Origin of the sequence: Pseudomonas sp. E6002, from assembly GCF_013385565.1 — a bacterium.
Taxonomy (GTDB): Bacteria; Pseudomonadota; Gammaproteobacteria; order Pseudomonadales; family Pseudomonadaceae; genus Aquipseudomonas.
The window spans coordinates 50092-70135 of sequence record NZ_JACAPT010000011.1 but is presented as its reverse complement, the minus strand read 5'-3'; the positions used below and the strand labels follow the sequence as shown (position 1 = coordinate 70135).

Annotated in this window: 17 protein-coding genes; 2 read left to right on the top strand and 15 right to left on the bottom strand. The window is 62.1% G+C overall.

The genetic code is table 11. The features are described from left to right. Positions 1–62: 62 nt before the first annotated feature. On the top strand, positions 63–1358 hold the full coding sequence (locus HX815_RS12080; protein WP_371135993.1) for a serine hydrolase domain-containing protein: 1296 nt from the start codon (positions 63–65) through the stop codon (positions 1356–1358). A gap of 27 nt (positions 1359–1385) precedes the next feature. Beyond that, positions 1386–1715, top strand: a complete 330-nt coding sequence (locus HX815_RS12075; RefSeq protein ID WP_087694170.1) for a DUF6388 family protein — start codon at positions 1386–1388, stop codon at positions 1713–1715. Here HX815_RS12075 and HX815_RS12070 read toward each other — a convergent pair. Genes HX815_RS12070 through tssB form a run of 15 tightly spaced genes read right to left on the bottom strand, consistent with a single transcriptional unit; the run spans position 1712 to position 20030 of the window. Next, complete coding sequence (locus HX815_RS12070) at positions 1712–2590, bottom strand: serine/threonine-protein kinase (protein ID WP_087694171.1); 879 nt, start codon at positions 2588–2590, stop codon at positions 1712–1714. The two genes, HX815_RS12075 and HX815_RS12070, sit on opposite strands and share 4 nt — an antisense overlap. Beyond that, positions 2578–3315: a PP2C family serine/threonine-protein phosphatase gene (locus tag HX815_RS12065; RefSeq protein WP_087694172.1), complete on the bottom strand. Its 738-nt coding sequence runs from the start codon at positions 3313–3315 to the stop codon at positions 2578–2580. The genes HX815_RS12070 and HX815_RS12065 overlap by 13 nt, the downstream gene beginning before the upstream one ends. Next, positions 3312–6698, bottom strand: coding sequence for a type VI secretion system membrane subunit TssM (gene tssM / locus HX815_RS12060; protein WP_177028312.1), 3387 nt, complete (start codon positions 6696–6698; stop codon positions 3312–3314). Before tssM ends, HX815_RS12065 begins: the two co-directional genes overlap by 4 nt. A gap of 15 nt (positions 6699–6713) precedes the next feature. Further along, positions 6714–7574, bottom strand: a complete 861-nt coding sequence (gene icmH / locus HX815_RS12055; RefSeq protein WP_177022762.1) for a type IVB secretion system protein IcmH/DotU — start codon at positions 7572–7574, stop codon at positions 6714–6716. Positions 7575–7578: 4 nt separating this feature from the next. Beyond that, a complete protein-coding gene (tssK, locus tag HX815_RS12050; RefSeq protein WP_134326852.1) occupies positions 7579–8907 on the bottom strand; it encodes a type VI secretion system baseplate subunit TssK in 1329 nt (442 codons plus the stop codon). A 1-nt stretch (position 8908) separates the two neighbouring features. After that, entirely contained in the window at positions 8909–9391 is a 483-nt protein-coding gene (gene tssJ, locus HX815_RS12045) for a type VI secretion system lipoprotein TssJ (RefSeq protein ID WP_177028311.1), read from the bottom strand. A 5-nt stretch (positions 9392–9396) separates the two neighbouring features. Beyond that, positions 9397–10578 (bottom strand): type VI secretion system-associated FHA domain protein TagH, encoded by a 1182-nt coding sequence (gene tagH, locus HX815_RS12040; protein WP_177028310.1) that lies wholly within the window; start codon positions 10576–10578, stop codon positions 9397–9399. Positions 10579–10596: 18 nt separating this feature from the next. Then, positions 10597–10728, bottom strand: coding sequence for a hypothetical protein (locus tag HX815_RS12035; RefSeq protein ID WP_003208049.1), 132 nt, complete (start codon positions 10726–10728; stop codon positions 10597–10599). A 33-nt stretch (positions 10729–10761) separates the two neighbouring features. Next, the gene (locus HX815_RS12030) at positions 10762–12294 is read right to left on the bottom strand and encodes a sigma-54-dependent Fis family transcriptional regulator (RefSeq protein ID WP_177028309.1); all 1533 of its coding nucleotides are present in this window, start codon (positions 12292–12294) and stop codon (positions 10762–10764) included. Further along, a complete protein-coding gene (tssH, locus tag HX815_RS12025; RefSeq protein WP_177028308.1) occupies positions 12294–14858 on the bottom strand; it encodes a type VI secretion system ATPase TssH in 2565 nt (854 codons plus the stop codon). The genes HX815_RS12030 and tssH overlap by 1 nt, the downstream gene beginning before the upstream one ends. A gap of 12 nt (positions 14859–14870) precedes the next feature. After that, positions 14871–15878, bottom strand: a complete 1008-nt coding sequence (gene tssG, locus HX815_RS12020; protein ID WP_177019437.1) for a type VI secretion system baseplate subunit TssG — start codon at positions 15876–15878, stop codon at positions 14871–14873. Further along, positions 15842–17617: a type VI secretion system baseplate subunit TssF gene (gene tssF, locus HX815_RS12015; protein WP_177028307.1), complete on the bottom strand. Its 1776-nt coding sequence runs from the start codon at positions 17615–17617 to the stop codon at positions 15842–15844. Before tssF ends, tssG begins: the two co-directional genes overlap by 37 nt. Further along, positions 17607–18032, bottom strand: a complete 426-nt coding sequence (gene tssE, locus HX815_RS12010) for a type VI secretion system baseplate subunit TssE (protein WP_102604773.1) — start codon at positions 18030–18032, stop codon at positions 17607–17609. Before tssE ends, tssF begins: the two co-directional genes overlap by 11 nt. Next, the gene (gene tssC, locus HX815_RS12005) at positions 18029–19504 is read right to left on the bottom strand and encodes a type VI secretion system contractile sheath large subunit (RefSeq protein WP_177028306.1); all 1476 of its coding nucleotides are present in this window, start codon (positions 19502–19504) and stop codon (positions 18029–18031) included. Before tssC ends, tssE begins: the two co-directional genes overlap by 4 nt. A 28-nt stretch (positions 19505–19532) precedes the next feature. Further along, positions 19533–20030, bottom strand: coding sequence for a type VI secretion system contractile sheath small subunit (tssB, locus tag HX815_RS12000; RefSeq protein WP_003208038.1), 498 nt, complete (start codon positions 20028–20030; stop codon positions 19533–19535). Between the last annotated feature and the right edge of the window lie 14 nt (positions 20031–20044).

Below are 20044 nucleotides of genomic sequence, written 5' to 3'. Positions count from 1 at the left end.
TTGTCGTAAAAAACGACGCCCCCCTCGAACGGACTCGACTGATGCTGCGATTCACTCCCCTCATGGCCTGTGCGCTGCTTGGGCTGACCAGCCCGTTGGCCGGCGCCGCCACCCCGACCTTCGCCGATGCCCAGGCCAGCGACCCGGCCAGGCTGCAATGGATGGTCGGCGCACCGCCGCCGGCCGACCGCACCGTACGCTTTGAAGACGGCAGCTATTTCCGCTTCCCGGCGATGCGCTGGAGTGTCGCCAACTTTCGCCAATTGATGCCCACGGTTAACGTCTCCCGCGGGCTCGGCGCACCGCTGGCATTGCCACGCAAACTCGACCCGGCACTCGATGCAATCCCCGTGCAGCCAGTGGGTGCAGCCCAGCCGCTGACCTGGCGCCAGGCCCTGGACGCCACCTACACCGATGGCATCGTGGTGATGCATCGCGGCACGGTGGTTTATGAGCGTTATTTCGGGGTGCTCAAGGACGATGGGCAACACGCGGCCATGTCGGTTACCAAATCGGTGATCGGTACCCTGGGCGCGATGCTGGTGGCCGATGGCACCCTGGACCCACAGAAAAAGATCGTCGACTACGTGCCCGAACTCGGCCGTTCGGCCTTTGGCAGCGCCACCTTGCGCCAGGTGCTGGACATGACCACCGCCCTGGACTACAGCGAAGATTATGCCGACCCCAACGCCGAAGTCTGGGCCCACGCCCAGGCCGGCAACCCGCTGCCCAAACCCAAGGACTACACCGGGCCGCGCAGCTACTACGAGTTCCTGCAAACGGTTAAGCAGCGCGGCGAACACGGGCGTGCCTTCGGCTACAAGACCGTCAATACCGACGTACTCGGCTGGGTGATTGCCCGCGCGACCGGGCGCAATGTCGCGCAACTGCTCAGCGAACGCATCTGGAGTCGGCTTGGCGCCGAACAGGACGCCTACTTCACCGTCGACTCCATCGGCACACCCTTCGCCGGTGGCGGCCTGAACACCGGGCTGCGGGACCTGGCCCGGTTTGCCGAGATGCTGCGCAACGGCGGGCGCTTCAATGGCCAGCAGATCGTGCCCGAAAACGTGGTGACGGATATTCGCCAGGGCGGCGACAAGCAGGCGTTCGCCCAGGCCGGCTACGCTCAATTGAAGGGCTGGAGCTATCGCAACATGTGGTGGGTAACCCACAATCCCGACGGGGCGTTCATGGCGCGTGGGGTGCATGGCCAGAGCATCTACATCGACCCCAAGGCTGAAATGGTGATTGTTCGCTATGCCTCCCACCCGGTGGCCGGCAACGCCGCCAATGATGGGGTGACCTTGCCCGCCTATGCAGCCATGGCGGCTTTTTTAATGTCCAAGCCAGACTGACCGTCTCTCTTACCGTGGAGTAAACCTTTGTCCCAACCCGGCGAAAACCACCAGCTAGCCCTGGACCGATTCTTGAGTGAACACCCGGCACTGGCCGCGGAACTGAATACGTTGAACCCCCTGGCGGCCCAGGCCAAAGGGGAAACCATGGAGCAGTACCGCGCCGAGCGCCTGCATGAAGCCTTCGAGGCAGAAGCGGAGCAACAGGGCTTGTTTGCCTGGGAACTGACGCTGAAATTGACGGCGCATTCCCCGGCGGAGTTCGAGGCGCAACGCCTTGAGGTGCACAAGGAGGTGGCGCAAATGGCAGGCCTGAGTTGGTTCGAGTATTGCCAGCTGCACGACTTGCCCGTCTAGAACCAGCGGCCCAGGCCCTTCCTGCGATCAGCGAGCACCGCGCGTAATTCATCAAGGGTAACGGCCCTGCGTTCAGGGTCAGCCGTCAACGCCGTACGCAATACAGGCCAGCAATGGCGAGGCAGTTGCCGGGGCCGGGCCGGCCTGTCACTGGCGTGGCGTCGGCCTTGTGCCAACTCGTACAATACACAGGCCACTGCATACAGGTCGGCGCTGGCCGACAGTGCTCCGCCAGCCAGCAACTCCGGCGCGGCGTACGCGGGCGTCCAGGCATTGAAGCGGCTGCGACTCAAGCCTGGAGAACCTGCCGGGGCCTGTCCGCAAGCCTCGCCCAGACCGAAATCGAACAAGCGCAAGCCGCCGTCTCCCACCATGACATTGGCGGGTTTCACATCCCCGTGCAGCACACCCTGCTGATGGCTATGGCGCAACGCGTCGAGCAATTGCACGGCGATGCCTTGCAGCGCTTGCCAGGGTAAACCGCCGGGGCACTCCAGCAGCAACCGGTCCAGGGTCATGCCCTGGAGCAGTTCCATGGTAAAGAATGCGATCTGGCCGGGAGCATCCACTTCAAATGAATACACACGCACCACCTGCTCATGCCGCAGGCTGCGGGTCAGGGCAAACTCGTTGTACAGCAACACGTGGGCATCCGCAGACTCGCGGATGGCTTCGCCCAACACCTTGATCGCGACACTGGAACAGGGTTCGCCAAACTGTTCGTGCAGCAGGTCCCGCGCACGATAGACCACGCCCATGCCGCCTGCGCCCAACACGCGCTCGATCAGGTACCGCCCGGCCAGCAACTCGGGGGCTCCGTCGCGCGGTGGGTTTATCGGGGCCTTGGCAAAGGCAAAGTGGGTCAGGTCGCGCATGACTGCACCACCACAGCGGTCAGGTTGTCGCCGGCCGTGCCGCGCAAGACACCTGCAAACAGCTGGTCCAGGACACGTTGCGGGTTTCCCTGGCTCAAGGCCTGGCCCAACTCAGAGTGGCTAAGCGCCTGGTACAGGCCGTCGCTGCACAACAGAAACACATCCCCTGCCAAGGTACCGAGTTCCAGGACCTGCGGGCTCAGTGGTGCCCGCGAGCCGATGGCCCGGGTCAAGGCCCGTGCGTCTGGATGGGCCCTGGCCTGTTCCGGGCTCACCTGCTGGTCAATCAATTGCTCACACAGCGAATGGTCTCGCGACAGCTGGTACAGCGTCTGCCCGCGCCACAGATAGCAACGACTGTCACCGGCCCAGACACACGCAGCGCGATCGCCCTGAAGCAACAACGCCACGACCGTGCTTCCCATGATGGCCTCGGCGCCATGGGAGGCCAGCGTCAATTCATCGCCCAGCCGCCGGTTGAGCCATTGCAGGCAACGACGGGTCGCCTCGACGCGTTCATCCAGGCTGCCCTGGCCGGGCAATGACGCCAGGCCATCGACCACCAACTGGCTGGCGATATCCCCCGCCTGATGCCCGCCCATCCCGTCCGCCACGGCCCAGCAGCCCGTCCCGGGGCAATCGAGAAAGGCATCCTCGTTGCGTAAACGGACCTTTCCACGGTCTGTGCGACCGGCGCTGTGCCAGCGGTCGCGAGGTTGGCTCACAACTGCTCCGGCAGGCGAAAGGTTCGCCACTGCGCCATCTGGAATGGATTGGGTGTGCGTCGGCTGGTCAGCAGGTAGTTGGCGCGCAAGCCTGCCAGGTCAGCCTTGAGGATCAGCTCATCCTGCCCGCTGGAGGGTTCGTTCTGCATCAAGTCGAACAAGCGAAACAGGGACCAGGCCCCGGTATTTTTTTCGAGCCCCAACGCCCGCTCGCTGCCCCGCTCCAGCACCAGGCTGCTGCGACCATTCTCAGCCTCGGCTGGCCATTGCATCGCAATGGGGACAATCGGCCCGTGCCGGTACTCCATCTGCTGGCCACCCAAACGCAAGACCGCGCGACTCACCGACGGGTCCAGGCTATAGGGTGCGAGCGTGAAACGAACCTGCAAGTCCCCCGGCTCATCCGCAAAAAAACCGCGCCTGATCACCTGCACCTTCGCCTGCTGGTCGAGCAACGCCCGAGACATCGGCAAGCTGCGCCCATCCAGGCTACGCAGCCTGTAGCGCCCGGAATCACCGCTGACGAAAGGCTTCAGATAGCTGTCAAAGAATCGCGCCATGATCCCCTCAGGCTTGAAAAACTCCTGGAAGTCGTTGAGGGAAACGTCGCTGCTGGCGTGGGCATTGAACGGGAAACGCAGCTTGATCGCCCGGCTGTAGAAACCATATACCTCGCTCTGATAACGCTGGTTCACATGCCGATAGGCCTGGTCGAGCATGAGGCGCCAATGCTCGTCGGCCAGGCTTTCGAACCAGCCCGCCAGCGGCAGCGGCAAACGAGCGGCCACGTTGCGCAGGTTACTCAGCGCATCCTGTTGCCCCTGGATCCGCCGCTTGACCATCTCGAACGCGACCGGCTCCGGCGCGCCTTCGCGATTCAAGCTCGCCAACTGCAGGTGCAAGTCGTTGAGCGCCTGTAACACGCCGGTCAACTCGGCTCCCGGGTTCTCATGGTTGTCCAGCAACTGGTGCAAGGGCTCGAAGCGGCGCTGCATGGCTCGCCGTGCGCTGTCGGGCAAGGCATTGACCAGCCCGGCGGCGGTCGGCAACCGCTCTGCCGCAGGCCCAGGCAGCTTGGCAGCCAGCTCGTCGAGGCGCTCACTGGCCGACGGCAGGCGCGTGTGGTCACGAACCTGCTGCAACAACTGCAACAACGGCGACTGGGCCGACGTCAAGCTGGCGAGCTGCTCGGCGCCTTGCCTGGAGTTTTCAGTTTCACGCAGGCCAACCTGCCCAAGCGCCTCGCTCCAGGCATCGGCATACTCGCTGAAGTAGCGTTGTTCAAGCTCCACCATCAACCGTTGCAAATCCATGGCGCTCAGGTCGGCGCCCTCTCCCAGCACCCAGTTGTCCTGGACGATGGTATTCACCAGCCGCGCGCCCTGCGCTTCAAAATGCCGTTGGTACGTGCGTGTATAAAACCCCGGAATGGAACGCTCGCCCCCCTCAAACACCCGCCCGTGTGCAAGGCGCAACGGTTCAAGGCCGCGAGCTTGTTCGCGCAGCACCCGGTACACCACGTCAACCAGCGATTCGCCGCGCAACACGTGGCGCGCGCGGGCCACCAGCTCGTCATCGAGCGGCTGCACGAACGGCTGCTCAAGCAAGCGCGCGAAATGTTCATTCAACCGGTTTTGCACGGAGGGCTCACCGGCAAACCGTACAGACCAATGCCCCGCCACCCGCTCACGCAGCCAGCCGACATCCCGACGCTCCCGCAGGTTGAGCATCAGGTACGCCCGGAGGTTATCCAGCAGCCGCTCACGATCTTCCAGGCTGCCGCGAACCTGTTCCTGCAGCATCTCGCTGACCTGGGACAGCAACAGCCGGCCCAAGGCACGCTCGTAGGCCTGCTCCAGCACCGGACGGCTCATACTGCCCTGATACAACCCCATCCGCTCAACCAGCCTGGCTTCGCCCGGCAAGGGGAAAATCCGCGTGGCCGCCAGGCGGCTGTCCAGCAGCGGCAGGAGTGCCTGGGTAGCGTCTGACCCAGGCTGCACGGGTGCGGGCTGTCGTGCCAGCGCCTGCAGTTGCTCCAGACGTTGATGATTGGAGGAGTAACTGTGGGTCCACAGCAAGCCCGCCGCCACGACGACCACTAGTGCGCCCAGGGCCAGCCCCCCCTGGTGCCGGCGGATTCGACGGCGCTCCTGGCTATCGAGGTCCGCCAGGTCGGCTTGCGCCAGAATCACCCGGCTGAACAAGCCCTGGATAAAGTGCGAACGTGGTTCAAGTGCCTGTGGGCCACCGTCGGCGCTGGTCAAGTAGAAACCACGAAAGCCGTTGGTGTGCTGATAACGCGGGCCGCAAAAAGCAACGTCGATATAGAGGCTCAGGCGTTCGCCAATCCGGGCCGCCTGATGGGGAAAGTCGAGCATCCGTCCGCGCAGATCACTGTTGCGTTCCTGGTGCAGGCGCTGCACAAGCTCACCGCTCAAGCGCTGCAGCAGTGCTTCAAACGCCTGTCGTACCTGGGCAATGCCAATACCCGCTTTGCCTGGGACGATAGATTCGCCCAACACCGCATCACTGCCTTCGCCCAACGGCCGCTCGAAGAACTCCGCAAACCCCGGCAGGCGGTCGGCCTGGGTCACCACCAGGTAGACCGGCACCTCCACATGCAACGTCTGGCGGATCTCCAGCAACCGACTCTGGACTGCCCGCGCCTCATTCTCCAGCTCACGCTCGCTGCCATGGAGCAATGTGTCCGTGGACAGCGCCACCACCACACCATTGAGCGGGCGTGTCCGGCGCCGCACCTTGAGCAGCTCCAGCAGCGTCGACCAACCCGCGCCATCCACCTGGCTGTCAGGCTGGGTAAGGTAGCGGCCGGCGATGTCGAGCAACACGCCGTCCTCGGCGAAATGCCAGTCACAGTCCCGCGTGGCACCGCCCTGGGTCGCTACCGACGCGCCCTGATCCTGGAGCAACTGCAAGCCACTGGCGGCCAACATCCGGGACTTGCCACTGCCTTCCTTGCCGATCAGCAAATACCAGGGCAATGCATTACGCCAACGCGGGCTGCGTTCACCATAAATCCGGGAGTGTTTCAGGGTGTACAAAGCGTCCTTGAAGCGACCGCGCAGGTGCCGCTGCTCGTTTTCAACCTGGCCTTTGCGCGGGCGTGGCTCGCCGTCATCGACGGTTGATTGCCGGGCCATACTGCGCCAATTGGCATACACCATCGCCAGGCCCCACAACAAAAACAGCCCGCTGATTGTCAGCAAGCGCGATGCCGCCGCTTGCCAGAATCGATAGTCGTCGACAGCCAGCAGTGGCCCGAAGAACCACACGGTCATTGCGACCGCGAGCACCAGCAGCAGGCTCCAGACCCAAACCCTGCCCAGCACGGCGCCCGCGCTCCTGAAGAATGCGTTCATGCGTTGCTCCCTGCGTTAGAGCGGCGCCCGGAAAATATCCGGCGCCACGAGTTGATACGGTTGCAACACCGCTTCACGCTGCTGGCCCAGCACCCAGGCAAATCCTGCATACAGGCTCAACAGGCTGGCGGCGACAAACACTGCAATCCAGGTGAGCGACACGACTCTCAGCCGTTTCCGGCGCGGCTGTTCCGGCCTGGGCGACGGCGCGCACGCCGCAGGCGTATCACCCCGCACATGCCGGATCTGCCGATACAGCGCGTCCCGAACCTGTTCAAGCTGCAACAACCCACGCTCCATGACCCGGTACTTGCCCTCAAACCCGAGGGACAGGCACAGGTACATCAACTCCAGCATCGCCAGGTGCTTGAAGGGGTCCCTCGACATGCGCTCAAGCAACTGGAAAAACTTCTCGCCGCCGAAGGTTTCGTTGTGAAAACTGCTCAGCAGGCTCATCTTCGACCAATCGCTCTGGCTGCCCCATGAGGTGGTGACCACTGCCTCGTCGATCACGCTGCACAGCACATACCGCGCCGCCATGACCTCGCTGGCCTGGGCCCCGTCATGCCGGGCCCGCGTCTCGAACAGCGTGACTGCAGCCGAGAGTCGTTCATTCAGGGCGCGCAGGCTTTCCTCGGCGGTACTGCGCTTGAGGCGGACCACCTCGGACAACAGCTCCCAGGCAGGCGCCACCAAACTGTTCAGGCCAATGTCGAAATGCTCCGCGCCCTGCAAGCGGGCCGCGTAGATCATCCGGTCTTCCAGTTGTTCGAAACGCGGCGGCGATGCGAAGTCGGTCATCGGTCCCTGCGCCGGTCCGCGTCCCTGTCGATCAAGCAGGACGGTTTTCTCGTCCTGCGGGTATTCCCTGTCCATGGTCTCAGTTCCTGATGGCCCAGAATTTCAGTTCCAGTTCGGCAAATTCACCGCTGACGTGGAAGGCAAATCCTCCCGACTGCTTCAACTGCTCAATGTCCCGGGCACCGAGTTCAAGCATGAAATAGGTGTTGGCGGCATGAAACGGTATCTGCCGGGGAGCCACCGGCAGCGGCTTGACCTTGATGCCCGCCAACTGCAGGTTGACCAACTCGCGAATCCGCTCCACGGGGCCGACCTTGAGGTGCGCCGGAAGCCGGTGTCGAAGCTCCTCGGCGTCACAATGGGCGCTGGCGGCCAGAATGAAGGTCGCCGAACCCAGCAGGTTGAGATCGCTCACCGGGCACACCAGCACCCCGTACTGGCGAGGCTGCAGCGCCAGCTCAATGGCATGCTGCTCAAGCACCATCGACAGCAGGCTGCGAATCGGCTCCATCAATCCACGAAAGCTGGCGCCCTGGTCGCTGTGCCGGTAATGCCCCTCGAAGTGCGCACGCTTGCTGTCGCTGGCAAACGTCGCGAGTTCACCCAGGATCGACAGCAATGTTCGATACAGCGTTTCAGGGCTGACCTGGCTCAGGCCCAGGTAGTGACGCAAGACCAGTTCGGTGCGATTGATCAATTGCAACATCAGGAAGTCGCCAACCTCCGCGCCGGCGGCGGTACCGTTGGCGCGAATCCGCTCGGCGATGGCATCCCCCCGGTAAGCGAGCAGGCTGATCACTTCCTTGAGGCAAGACAGCAGGTAGCCGGAACCATGCAGGTGAATGAAGCTCGGGATAAAATCGGGGTCCAGGCTGACGCCCTCCTCGGTGCAACTGAGCACCTGGGCAACCTTGAGCTTCACGTAATGCGGGTCGCTGTGTTGCTCCCCCAGCAACAGGCGAAAATCCAGCTGCCCGCAATTGACCTGACGACGAGCTTCTTCCCCGGCGTTGGAGTCGCTGACGTCTACCGCAAGAGTCTTGTAGCGCGCCAACACATCAATCTGCTCGGGTCGACGGGCTTCAACACAGTTACCTGTGGCCAGCGGCAAGGCCAGGTAGATCGACTGCTTCCCGGTATTTACCGGAACCTCCAGCACCAGCGACTCCATCGCGCCACCCAGTTCGAACAGACTGCCATCCGGCAATATGCCGCTGGCCTGGCTGATAACGACCTTGCCCATATTGAGGTATTGCACATCGATTTCCAGGGCCAGGAAGCCCCAGGCGTGACGGCACAACAGCTGGGTGCGGCGCGTGAGTTGCTGATCGTGGTACCGATCGTTTTGCTGGAAATGCTGAGGGCGCAACAACATGCCTTCCTGCCAGATGACTTTTTGGCTGTACATGTCAGTCGCCCACCTTCGCGGGTTGCGGGTTGACCAACCGAATGCCGGCCTGATCAAGGATCAGTTCAGCGCCGGTCAATCGCTGCGCGGTCACCGGCAACACATAGCGCCATTGCGAGTGAGGCAAATCACGGTACGCCGCCAGCACGCCGACATAACGACTGCCTGGCTCGAGACTGAGTTTGAGCGTGGAGTGATCGCCGGGGCGCAACTCCAGCTCTTCGAGGTTCACCAGGTCCTTGGGCAACGTGTGCTCGGCATGAGCATAAAGGCTGAAAAAGTCCGCATTTTCAAAAGCCACGGGGTGTCGAAGCTCCATCAGGTGCACCACGATCGGCGACGGGCGACCATGGAGATCAGGGTTGACCCGTTCGCTGGCGGTCAGTGTCAGGTCCAGCTTGGTCAACTTCGAAAAGGGCGACAGGGAGCAACCACCCAGCAAACCCATTACAGCGCACAACAATGCAACGGTGACTCGGGCCATGAAGATCATCCTGGATAACGGTGAAGGGTTGAGATCAGACGAATCTGTTCCTCGTACGCCTTGGCGAAGTCGCTGCCCAGCAGGCGCTCGCTCAAGTGCTCGTCCTCGATCAGTGTCTGGTAATGGCGCTGATACGCGCGCCAGCGGGCGCCACACCGGGGGATCAGCGGCGGCCTTGCCTGGCGTTCGAAGCACAGCAGCAAATGGCCGGGCGCAAAGGCTGCCAGAGCGCCGCGTACTGCCGCGCGGCAGGCCGCCAGCAAGGCCACCTCGTGAGCCTGCATGTCGCGGTACGCCCGCATGACAAGCATCTCGGCGGAAACCTGCCCCAGCTGCCCGACACCCAGCAGCGACCCCAAGGCCGCACTGGCGTCTGCGCTGTCTCTAAGTGGGTTGGGGCTTTGGAGCGGTGTCTGGGTGAGTGCCAGTTTCAGCTCTTGCCTGAGCTCGTTACGGGTGCCCAGGCTCTGTTGCAACCCTTCAGTCATTTGCCGGAGCAAGCTCGCGGCCTTGATCGCCAGGACTTCTCTTGCCGACTCATCGAGGTCGCCCAGATCAATACCGAGTGCCTGCGCAAACCCCAACCAGAATGGCCCTGAGCCGTGACCTGGAAAGGGCGATTGCGGACTTGGGGCAACCTGGCGCGCAGGCTTCACAAGTTCGGGAACCGTCAGGTGATCCCGGTCCGCCGCCGCGTGGTCCGTCCAGCGCAATGTCTCGTAGGTGGTCATGTTCAGGGCCGCCAGCTCTTGCGACCCGTCCTCGCGCTGCAGTTCGCTGGCCAGTGCCCGCAGTGGGTCCAGCTCAAGGAATGCATCATCGGGAATCAGCCTGTGTAATCCGTCCTGGCCCTGTCCCAGCGGTGGGCTGACCAGTCGTGCGCGAATACTCAGCGGCCCCAGCTGAAATACCGCGCCGTCATCTATCGGTTGCTGCTGCCCCTCATGCAGACGCTCACTGCGGCCTGCCAGGCGGGTTCCATTGCTGCTGATATCCGTCAGGAAATACCGGCCGTCACGATAACTGATCACCGCGTGACGACCGGAAACCTGGCGACTGGTGTCAGGCAGGGTCCAGTCGCAACCGCCCCCCCGGCCGATGACGCCCCCCACACCGTCAAAGACTTTGCGCAGCGCCGGCGCGGACTCTGCTGGCCCCGCAGGGCACACCTCAAACACTAGCTGCATGGCAGGACTCCTCCGCGCTCACAGGCCACGACCGGTGGACCGCGGATCACCCAGCGGACGGTAGTCATCGTCGTCAAAGACATGATTGGTGTTACAGCCACTCAGCAAAAACAACACAAGCACCAGGGCTTGCCACTGACTAACAGGCATCAGGTATCTCCCGGAATTGAAAGGGTGTGCCATTCAGCACTCTCCCTGGACTTCGCCAAACGGAATGTCCAGGCGAGCAAGGCGGTACAACAACGTGCGCCGGGCGAGGCCCAGTTCACGGGCGGTGCGGGTTCGATTGCCACGGTTCTTGCGCAGGCAGTCGATCAGCACTACCCGCTCGACTCGCTCCATGCGCTGGCGCAGCGTTGCGTCGACGGCGGGCGCGGACAGGGTTGATGGCAGCGATAAATGCGCAGGCAGGATCACCTCGTCGTCGCACAGCAGCACCGCCCGCTCCACCATGCATTTGAGCTCACGAACGTTGCCGGGAAAGTGGTGGCTGGACAGTTGATCCAGGGCCGCACTCGACCAGCCCACCGTGGCTCGCCCCAACAGTGCACAGGCCTTGTCGGCGAAATGCCGGGCCAGTTGCAGCACGTCCCCGTCCCGCTGGCGCAGCGCCGGCAACTCGATAGGAAACTGCGCCAGCCGGTAATAAAGGTCCTCGCGAAAGCTTCCTTCAGCCACCATGCTGGTGAGGTCCCGGTGGGTCGCCGCGACGATTCGCACGTCGACCTTGTGGGACGTGTTGGCACCCAACGGCCGAATCTCGCCCTCCTGCAGGACCCGCAACAACTTGGCCTGCAGTGACAGCGGCATATCACCGATTTCGTCGAGCAGCAGCGTGCCGCCGTGGGCGGTGTCAAACAGGCCGGCGTGGTCTCTTTCGGCCCCGGTGAACGCGCCTTTGCGGTAACCGAACAACTCACTTTCGAGCAAGCCTTCGGGAAACGCTGCGCAGTTTTGCACCACAAATGCCTTGCTGCTGCGCGGGCCGGCAGCATGAATGGCCCGGGCGACCACCTCTTTACCGGTGCCGGTCTCGCCCCGGAGCAGCACGGTGTAGGGGCTATGCACCACCTTGCCGATCAGGCGGCACGTCTCGTCCATGGCCGTGCTGTTTCCGATCAAGCCGTAGGCGCTGGTGCTGCGGGTGCTGCGAACCACCTTCAACGCACCGGGAGCCCGGCGCATTCGCCGCAACAGGGCCAACTGGCTCAAGACAAAACTGCCCAATTGGCCCAGGGACGCACCATAGCCAGCCAGCTCCGTCGCTCGCAGGCTGGCACACAACACCATCCCGGATACCTGCTTGCTCGGCCCCGGTAACGGCACGCACAGGAGTGATTGCCAGGACGCCGCGCCCGCTGGCAGAAACCCCGTGTCATACACACTGCTGCCTGCCTCGGTGAGGTTAAACACCCGGTTCTGTTGCAGCACGTACTGCAACAGTTGCTCGTTCCGCAAATCCGCGCCCGAGCTCACAACCGCCCCTGGCGGCGACAGGCCCGGCAAATACTGGGCAGCCAGTTCGAGGCGGCCGGTGGCCTGGTCGAGCAGGTACAACTGGCCAAGCTCGCAGCCGCTCAGTTGCGCGGCGCCCGTCGCAAAGTCATCGGCCAATGTCGATTCGTCGCTATTGATGCCCAACCGGGTAAACCATCCCAACAAGGCAGTGGCGTAGTCCAGCGGGCTTGGCAACTGGGTAAACGGATTGTCCGCCATCAGCTGAACTCACAGATTACGGTGCCATTGGCATCCAGCCTGGCATGGACGAACTGCAGGGACTTGCCAACGGCCATCGCATCCAGCAGGCGATCCACCACCTGCGGCAACAGGTTTTCCTCGATCCATTGGTCGACAAACCGCGCGCCACTCCCACTGTGGCTACAGTGCTCGGCCATGTGTGCGACAAGATCCCCTGCGTGACTGAATGCGAGCTTGCGCTGAAGCAGACGCTGGCCCAGGCGCTGAAGTTTGTGTTCAATCAGTTGGTGCAGCGCCGCGCCTGCCACCGGGTAATACGGCACGACTCGCATACGGGCCAGCAGCGCCGGCTTGAAATGAGCTGTCAGTACCGGCCGGATCGCGGCGTGCAGTACTTCGACAGCCGGTCGTTGACTGTCGGCGCACAGCCCGGTGACAAGATCGCTGCCCAGGTTGGAAGTCATCAGGATCAGGGTATTGCGAAAGTCGATTTCACGTCCTTCTCCATCATTGGCTACCCCTTTGTCGAACACCTGGTAAAACAGGTTCAGGACATCCGGATCGGCCTTTTCCACCTCATCGAGCAGCACCACTGAATAGGGCTTTTGCCGCACCGCCTCAGTCAGCACCCCGCCCTCCCCGTAACCGACATAACCCGGTGGTGCGCCGATCAGCCGGGACAGTGAGTGTTTCTCCTGGTATTCAGACATGTTGATCGTGGTGACAAAGCGCTCGCCGCCATACAACAGGTCGGCCAGGGCGTGGGCTGTTTCAGTTTTGCCGACACCACTGGGGCCCACCAACAGAAATACCCCCACGGGGGCATCAGGCCTTTTCACACCGGCCGCGACAGCCCGCAGGCAACGATCCAGGACCTGCACGGCACCTTCCTGGCCGAGGATGCGACCACGCAGATCATCCGCAAAGTTCAGGACCTTCGCGCTGTGTTCGCAGGCAAGCTGTTCCAGGGGAATACCCGTCCAGGCGCTGATAACCTGTGCCACCAACCGTGGGCATACTTCGAAGCTGACCAATCGCTGTTCGTGCTGTATGGCCTGCAACGCCTGATGGTTCTGGGCCAGGAGCGAAGCGAGAGCCTCAGTGCTTTCGCCAAGGTTACCGGCGTCGGCCAGTTGCTGGCGCAGCGAGAGTACCTTCTCGGCCAGTTCGCGCTGGTGGGTCCAGCGTTGTTCAAGCTGGAACTGTGCGACTTCTACTTCTTCCAGTCTCCGGGTGAGGTGCTGCAGCACCTGTTCATCGATGGCCAACCCCGCGTCGGCATCCCTGCGCACGGCACGTTGCTGGCGCGTGCCCTCGGCCAGTTCGGCGCGCAACTGCTGCAGTTCGTCCGGCGCCGTGACCAGGCTGATCCGCACCCGGGCACAAGCAGTGTCCAGCACGTCCACAGCCTTGTCCGGCAACTGGCGGCCGGCCAGGTAGCGGGCACTCAACTGCGCGGCGGCGACCACGGCGTCATCGCGCACGTAGACTCCGTGGCTGGCCTCATACACCGGGACCAACCCACGCAAAATCGTCACGGCATCGTCAACCGTCGGCTCGTGCACCTGCACCGGCTGAAAACGCCGCGCCAACGCAGGGTCTTTCTCGAAGTATTTCTTGTACTCCGACCAGGTCGTCGCGCCGATGGTACGCAACTCACCTCGTGCCAGCGCTGGCTTGAGCAGGTTGGCGGCATCGGAGCTGCCGGCCGAGCCGCCTGCGCCGACCAGGGTATGAGCCTCATCGATGAACAGGATGACCGGTTGCGGCGAGGCGTTGACCTCATCGATCAAGCCTTTGAGGCGGCGCTCGAACTCACCCTTGATGCTGGCACCGGCTTGCAGCAGGCCCATGTCCAGGGTCAGCAGGCGCACCTTCCTGAGCACCTCTGGCACTTGCGCGCTGACGATCCGCAGGGCCAGGCCCTCGACTATCGCGGTTTTCCCGACACCCGCCTCGCCCACCAGAATGGGGTTGTTCTTGCGCCGCCGCGCGAGCGTATCGATCATTTGCCGGACTTCGTTATCGCGACAGAGCACGGGGTCGAGTTTCCCGTCCCGGGCCTGGCGAGTCAGGTCATGGGTAAAGCGCTCCAGCAAGGAACTCCCCGCCTCAGCGGGAGCCGCCTGCGCGTTTTCACTCAAGAGAAATCCGAGCACACGCGGTGCATCAAGCGTGCTCATCACCGCCTGGTAACGGCTGCCAGCGTGCTGCATCGGGTTGCGCAACAAGGCGAGCAGCAAGGCGCCATGGTCCACTTCCCGTCGGCCCAGCTCCAGATGGGCAACCAGCAACGCCTGCTGCAGCCATTGCACCAGGGCGGGCGAAAACACCGGATTGCGGGAAGCGCTCTGGTCGACCCGAGGATGCAGCACGGCCTGCAATTCCCCGGCATCCACGCCCGCATCCTGCAGCGCTCGCATAAGAACACCCTCGGGATGCTCCAGGAGCGTCAGCAGCAAGTCTTCCACCAGGACCTCGCCGCCGCCCCGGGTGACACAACGCTCGGCGCTGCGTTCCAGGTCGCGCCGTGTGGACGCCGTCAATGCCTGGATAAGTTGTTGCAGATCCACATTCATCATATCCATCAATCCCTAATGATTTTTACTGGCCAGGATGACCACGCCGTCTGCCCGCTCATGCCCCAGCCAACTGGTCCAGCCCAGGCGGCAGACGTTGTGCTCGCCAAGGTGCAACGGCCGGACCTCGCCCGCCGCCAACACCAGTCGCACGTCGTATTCCAAGGGGTCCCGGGCGGCAAAACGCACCAGCGCACACAGCGGCTCGTAACCCGCCCCGGTGGGCAAAAACTCGTGAAAACGCTGCCAGTCGAGTGCCAATACATGAACCCTGAACATGCCACTGCGGTCGATAAGGCACTCCCCCAGCACCAGGTCCGAACCCAACGAGCTATAGGCGCGACCAAGATCATTGCGCTGCTCCTGGTCGATCACTACCCTGCGCTCGACCCACTGCTCGATGACCAGCCGGTTGTGCTTGAAGTAATAACGCAGCACGGTCTCGATCAGCGCGGCGGAGTGCACGCGCAGGCTCAGCAGCCCCAGGTAGGGCAACAGGCGTTTCCAGTTCAGTTGAGCCGCGCTGCGAATCGCGCTGCCACCCAGGCCCACCCATGCAAACATCTGCTCGGAAAAGGGATCGCGGGCGCCCGTTTGAAAACTCGCCTGATAACGATATTTTCGCCAGATCGGCACTATCAGCCGGTGCAGGCGATGGTGAAAAAGATCAAGAAATTCCCGCGTCGGATTACCGCCCGCTACCTCGGCAAAGGCTTGCTCGCCATAGAACGCCGGCAGCGGTGACCCTGTACCAAACAGGCCCAGCACATTGAGGCGAAGCCGTGCCCGCAAATGGCCGTGCTCGACAAAAAACTCCACACGATCAATGTCGTTGCCGGGAAAGCCAAAGCCTGGGTTGGCTTGGAACTCCAATTGATCGTAGAGCGCATCCTCGTCCAGCGAGGGATGCGCCTCGCGCAGACGCTCGATAATCTGCGCGACCGCCTGAAACACCGAGTACTCGCGAATCACTCGGGACAGTGCGGTTAAAGCAGGGGCTGCTGGCCCATCCGGGGTGGCCATAGGTACACGTCTCCTTGTGTGCTGATGACTCGCAGTTCGTGGTACGAGTTGAGGCTGGCGTAAAGCGCGAAGAACTCGTTGAGCACCGAGGCAAAGACGAACACGTCGCCCTCCCCCAGGTAGCCTTCAGGATCGATGGTGAGGTCAACCCGCAAGCCGCGAAATGGCAGGCCTCGGTGCAGCCGGTCTACGGGCTGGTGACTGATCGAACGGAGGGCGCCCAGCCTTCGCCTGCTGACCTTTTCCACCTGGCGGTCGTGATAACGCGGCAGGTCGTAGGTTTCGAGGATCACCCTCAAGGCGTTGATATCGGTCAATGACAGATAGTTGAGCGACATATTGCTGATCAGTCGCCACAGGAAGTCGCTGTCCAGGGGTGGCGCAAAGCTGGGGGTTGCCGCGGTGATGTTGCGAAACGAGAGAAACTCGGGCGTCTGTTCGCACGCCTGATTGATATCGCCCACCTGCAGCAGGCATGGCAGGTTGTGGTTGGTGCAGGTCAGTTCAATCGACAGGGTTTCCTGTTCATGCACTGGACACCGGTCGAAACTCAGCCAGGTATCCAGGCCGGCATGTTGCAGGGATGGCCGCTGGCGAACGCCATAGCTGGGCGCGGCGCTGCCAAAATCGTGCTCAAACGATTCGAACGGAACATATTCCTGGTACCCGAGGCCTCCCGGCCGCCATCCCGTGACCTTGTCGACGGAAAATACACCGCAGTTCCCCCTGGCGTATTCGCCAGGCAACAACAGGTATTCGTCCTGCTTGCCGTCCAGGCGAATCGGTACGCCGTCGTGCTTGAACAGATTGACGATGGGCGTGCAGTACAGCTTCACGTTGTCCAGGGTAGGCGCCATTCGCTCAATACCGCGGCCACGCATGTCGAAGCGTAACGTCACGCCATGTACCTGCTTGAGTACGTCAATAGGCAACCTGCTCAACGCGCCAAGGCCACTCACATCGACAAACAGGTATTTGTCGGGAAAGGCGAAGTACTCCTGCAAATGGCGATAGCCACGAAAGGTATTCAACGGATAAGGGATCAGTGCCTCATCCTCGGAAAAGCCCACAGGACTGATATCGTTGCTGGACAGACGCAATGAAACAGGCTTGCCGTCGGCGCCGATGACCGGCAGCCCGTCGCGCCCGAAAGGCTGCAACTCGAACCCGTCCAGGTGACGCAAAAGCCCCAGGTAAAGCGCCTGGCTGACGGGCTGCTCCCCCGCGAGATGCAAACGCAGGCAGTTCAGTTCCAGCTCACTGAAGTTGCCCTCGGCCGTCATCTCCAGACGCAGGCAGAGCAAAGCGCCCTCGCCCTGTACCGAGTACTCCATGGCGGCCAGTTGCAGCGGCAAGACCTGCGTCGGGTAACAGGTACGAAAACGGCAGCGTTCACCGTCGATCGCAATGCTTTCCACCGGTGTATCCCGCTCGACCCTGATGGCCGGCCCTGTGCGCTTGAGCGGATCAAACTGCAGCATGCTGAACGACGGCAGCGGCCGCATATAGTTGGGCCACAGCAGATGCATCAACGAGTGACTCAACTCCGGCAATTGATCATCAAGCTTCTGCCGCAGGCGACCGGTGAGGAATGCAAAACCCTCAAGCAACCGTTCTACGTCCGGGTCCTGGCCAGCGTCCCCAAGAAACGGCGCGAGTGCCGGGTTGCGCTCGCAGAACCGTCGCCCCAACTGTCGCAGTGCGCTCAGCTCGCCCTGGTAGTAGCGGTTAAACGACATCCGGTTTGACCTCGACCCGTGCGCCGTGAGCCAGGCTGGCGCAAAAGGCGACCGCTTGCGTCATGCCATTGACTTCCATGGCCCCCTCGATGGAAAAAGCCAGCACCATCGGGTCACGGTCCTGAGGCAATGCCTTGACACGGACATCCTTCAGACGGGGTTCGTAGGCCTGGATAAAGCGCTCGATCAGGAACCGAGCCTGGCTCAACGCGTCATGCAGGCTGAGGCGCATGTCATTCAGATCAGGTAACCCGTAATCAGGTAGCGTCTGGACACTGCCCGCACGGGTGCTGAGCATTTTCGCCAGATGACCCGCCACGGATTCCACGACGCAACCTTGCGGGCTGCGCCCCACGCCGGACTCCAGGCGCTCGAAAAGGCTGCGGTTTTGGGTAATCACGTGGCGGCGGCTCATTCTTTATCGAGCTTGCCGACGAGCGACAGAGTGAAGTCTGCCCCCATGTACTTGAAGTGCGGGCGAACGCTCAGGTTGACGCGATACCAGCCAGGCTCCCCGTCGACATCACTGACAACAATGCGCGCAGCCCGAAGCGGGCGCCGTCCACGCACTTCAGTGCTGGGGTTGTCCTGGTCGGCTACGTATTGGCGAATCCATTTGTTGAGTTCCAGCTCAAGGTCGGTGCGCTCCTTCCACGACCCCAGCTGTTCACGCTGCAGGACCTTGAGATAGTGGGCCAGGCGATTGACGATCATCATGTACGGCAATTGGGTACCGAGCCGGTAATTCAGCTCGGCAGCCTTGCCTTCGGCACTGATTCCAAAAGACTTGGGTTTTTGCACCGAACTGGCGGAAAAGAACGCTGCATTGTCACTGCCCTTGCGCATGGTCAGGGCAATGAAGCCCTCTTGCGCCAGCTCGTATTCGCGTCGGTCGGATACCAGCACCTCGGTAGGAATCTTGGTTTCGATCTCGCCCATGCTGTGAAAGTGATGCAGCGGCAAGTCCTCAATTGCACCACCACTCTGCGGGCCAATAATGTTCGGGCACCAGCGATACCGGGCGAAACTGTCCGTCAAGCGGGTAGCAAAGGCATAGGCCGTATTACCCCACAGATAGTGTTCGTGGCTGCTGGCCACATGTTCCTGGTAGGCGAACGTCTTGACCGGGCAATCAACGGGATCGTACGGCGTACGCAATAGAAAGCGCGGTACGGTGAGGCCGATGTAGCGGGCATCTTCGCTCTGGCGAAAACTCTGCCATTTGGCAAACTGCGGCCCTTCAAAATGGTCCTTCAGGTCCTTGAGGTCAGGCAGGCCGGTAAAGCTCTCCAGGCCGAAGAAGCCAGGACCCGCCGCCGCAATGAACGGTGCATGGGCCATGCAGGCCACGCTGGAAACGTACTGCATCAGCCTGACGTCGGGAGCACTGGGGGAAAGGAAATAATTGGCGATGATTGCCCCTACGGGCTGGCCGCCGAACTGACCGTATTCGGCACTGTAGATGTGCTTGTAGAGTCCGGACTGAGTCACCTCCGGTGAGTCCTCGAAGTCATCCAGCAGGTCCTGGCGGGAGACGCTGAGCAGTTCGATCTTGATGTTTTCACGAAAATTGGTGCGATCAACCAGCAACTGCAGGCCACGCCAGGAAGACTCCAGTGCCTGGAAGTCGGGATGGTGCAGGATTTCATCCATTTGCTGGCTGAGCCTTGCGTCAATCTCGGCAATCATCCGGTCAACCAGGCGCTTCTTGACCGGCTCGCCCTTGTTTTGCGGCTTGATCAGCTCCTCGATAAATGCCGAGACTCCGCGCTTTGCAATACTGTAGGCCTCGTCGTCGGCGCTGAGGCGGGTCTGGGCAATGATGTTGTCGAGAATGCTGTACTCATCCGTGATGGGCGCATGCGACGGGCTTTGGCTGGTAGTCATGGTGTCAGTGTCCTTTTAACTGAGAGAGTCATACGGCGGAGCTGTCCAGCCCCAATTCAGCCAATACCCGCTTGCGCGAATCGTCATCGGCGAGGGCATTTTCAATGGCCTTTCGAAAGCTCGGCGTGTTGCCCAGCGGCCCCTTGAGCGCCACAAGTGCATCGCGCAGGTCCATGAGCTTTTTCAGCTCGGGTATCTGCTCAACCAGCTGTGCAGGATTGAAGTCCTTCATCGAATTGATCCTGACCCGGATCGCCAACTCGTCAGGTTCGGCTGAATCCTGCAGCCGGTTGGGGACGCTCAAGGCCAGGCCCAAGGCCTGCTTGGCCAGCACCTCGTCGAGGCTGTTCTTGTCGATGCCGACGGGCTTGCGGTCTTCGAGCTTGCGCAGGTCTTCACGCTGGGTGAAGTCACCAAGCACCAGCAATTTCAACGGCAGCTCGACCTCTTCCTGCGCAGTGCCGACGGCGGGTTTGAACGTGATATTGATGCGTTCCCTGGGGGCTACCGAACCTTCTTTCGCCATGGTGTTTCTCCTTT

Excerpts from the sequence above, each read along its gene's own strand:
- tssE (WP_102604773.1), bottom strand. The coding sequence starts at position 18,032 with ATGAGCCGCCGCCACGTGATTACCCAAAACCGCAGCCTTTTCGAGCGC.
- tssC (WP_177028306.1), bottom strand. The coding sequence starts at position 19,504 with ATGACTACCAGCCAAAGCCCGTCGCATGCGCCCATCACGGATGAGTAC.
- tssB (WP_003208038.1), bottom strand. The coding sequence starts at position 20,030 with ATGGCGAAAGAAGGTTCGGTAGCCCCCAGGGAACGCATCAATATCACG.
- tssK (WP_134326852.1), bottom strand. The coding sequence starts at position 8,907 with ATGTACAGCCAAAAAGTCATCTGGCAGGAAGGCATGTTGTTGCGCCCT.
- HX815_RS12080 (WP_371135993.1), top strand. The coding sequence starts at position 63 with ATGGCCTGTGCGCTGCTTGGGCTGACCAGCCCGTTGGCCGGCGCCGCC.
- tssJ (WP_177028311.1), bottom strand. The coding sequence starts at position 9,391 with ATGGCCCGAGTCACCGTTGCATTGTTGTGCGCTGTAATGGGTTTGCTG.
- tssH (WP_177028308.1), bottom strand. The coding sequence starts at position 14,858 with ATGATGAATGTGGATCTGCAACAACTTATCCAGGCATTGACGGCGTCC.
- HX815_RS12030 (WP_177028309.1), bottom strand. The coding sequence starts at position 12,294 with ATGGCGGACAATCCGTTTACCCAGTTGCCAAGCCCGCTGGACTACGCC.
- tssF (WP_177028307.1), bottom strand. The coding sequence starts at position 17,617 with ATGTCGTTTAACCGCTACTACCAGGGCGAGCTGAGCGCACTGCGACAG.
- HX815_RS12070 (WP_087694171.1), bottom strand. The coding sequence starts at position 2,590 with ATGCGCGACCTGACCCACTTTGCCTTTGCCAAGGCCCCGATAAACCCA.
- tagH (WP_177028310.1), bottom strand. The coding sequence starts at position 10,578 with ATGCAGCTAGTGTTTGAGGTGTGCCCTGCGGGGCCAGCAGAGTCCGCG.
- tssG (WP_177019437.1), bottom strand. The coding sequence starts at position 15,878 with ATGGCCACCCCGGATGGGCCAGCAGCCCCTGCTTTAACCGCACTGTCC.
- icmH (WP_177022762.1), bottom strand. The coding sequence starts at position 7,574 with ATGGACAGGGAATACCCGCAGGACGAGAAAACCGTCCTGCTTGATCGA.
- tssM (WP_177028312.1), bottom strand. The coding sequence starts at position 6,698 with ATGAACGCATTCTTCAGGAGCGCGGGCGCCGTGCTGGGCAGGGTTTGG.
- HX815_RS12035 (WP_003208049.1), bottom strand. The coding sequence starts at position 10,728 with ATGCCTGTTAGTCAGTGGCAAGCCCTGGTGCTTGTGTTGTTTTTGCTG.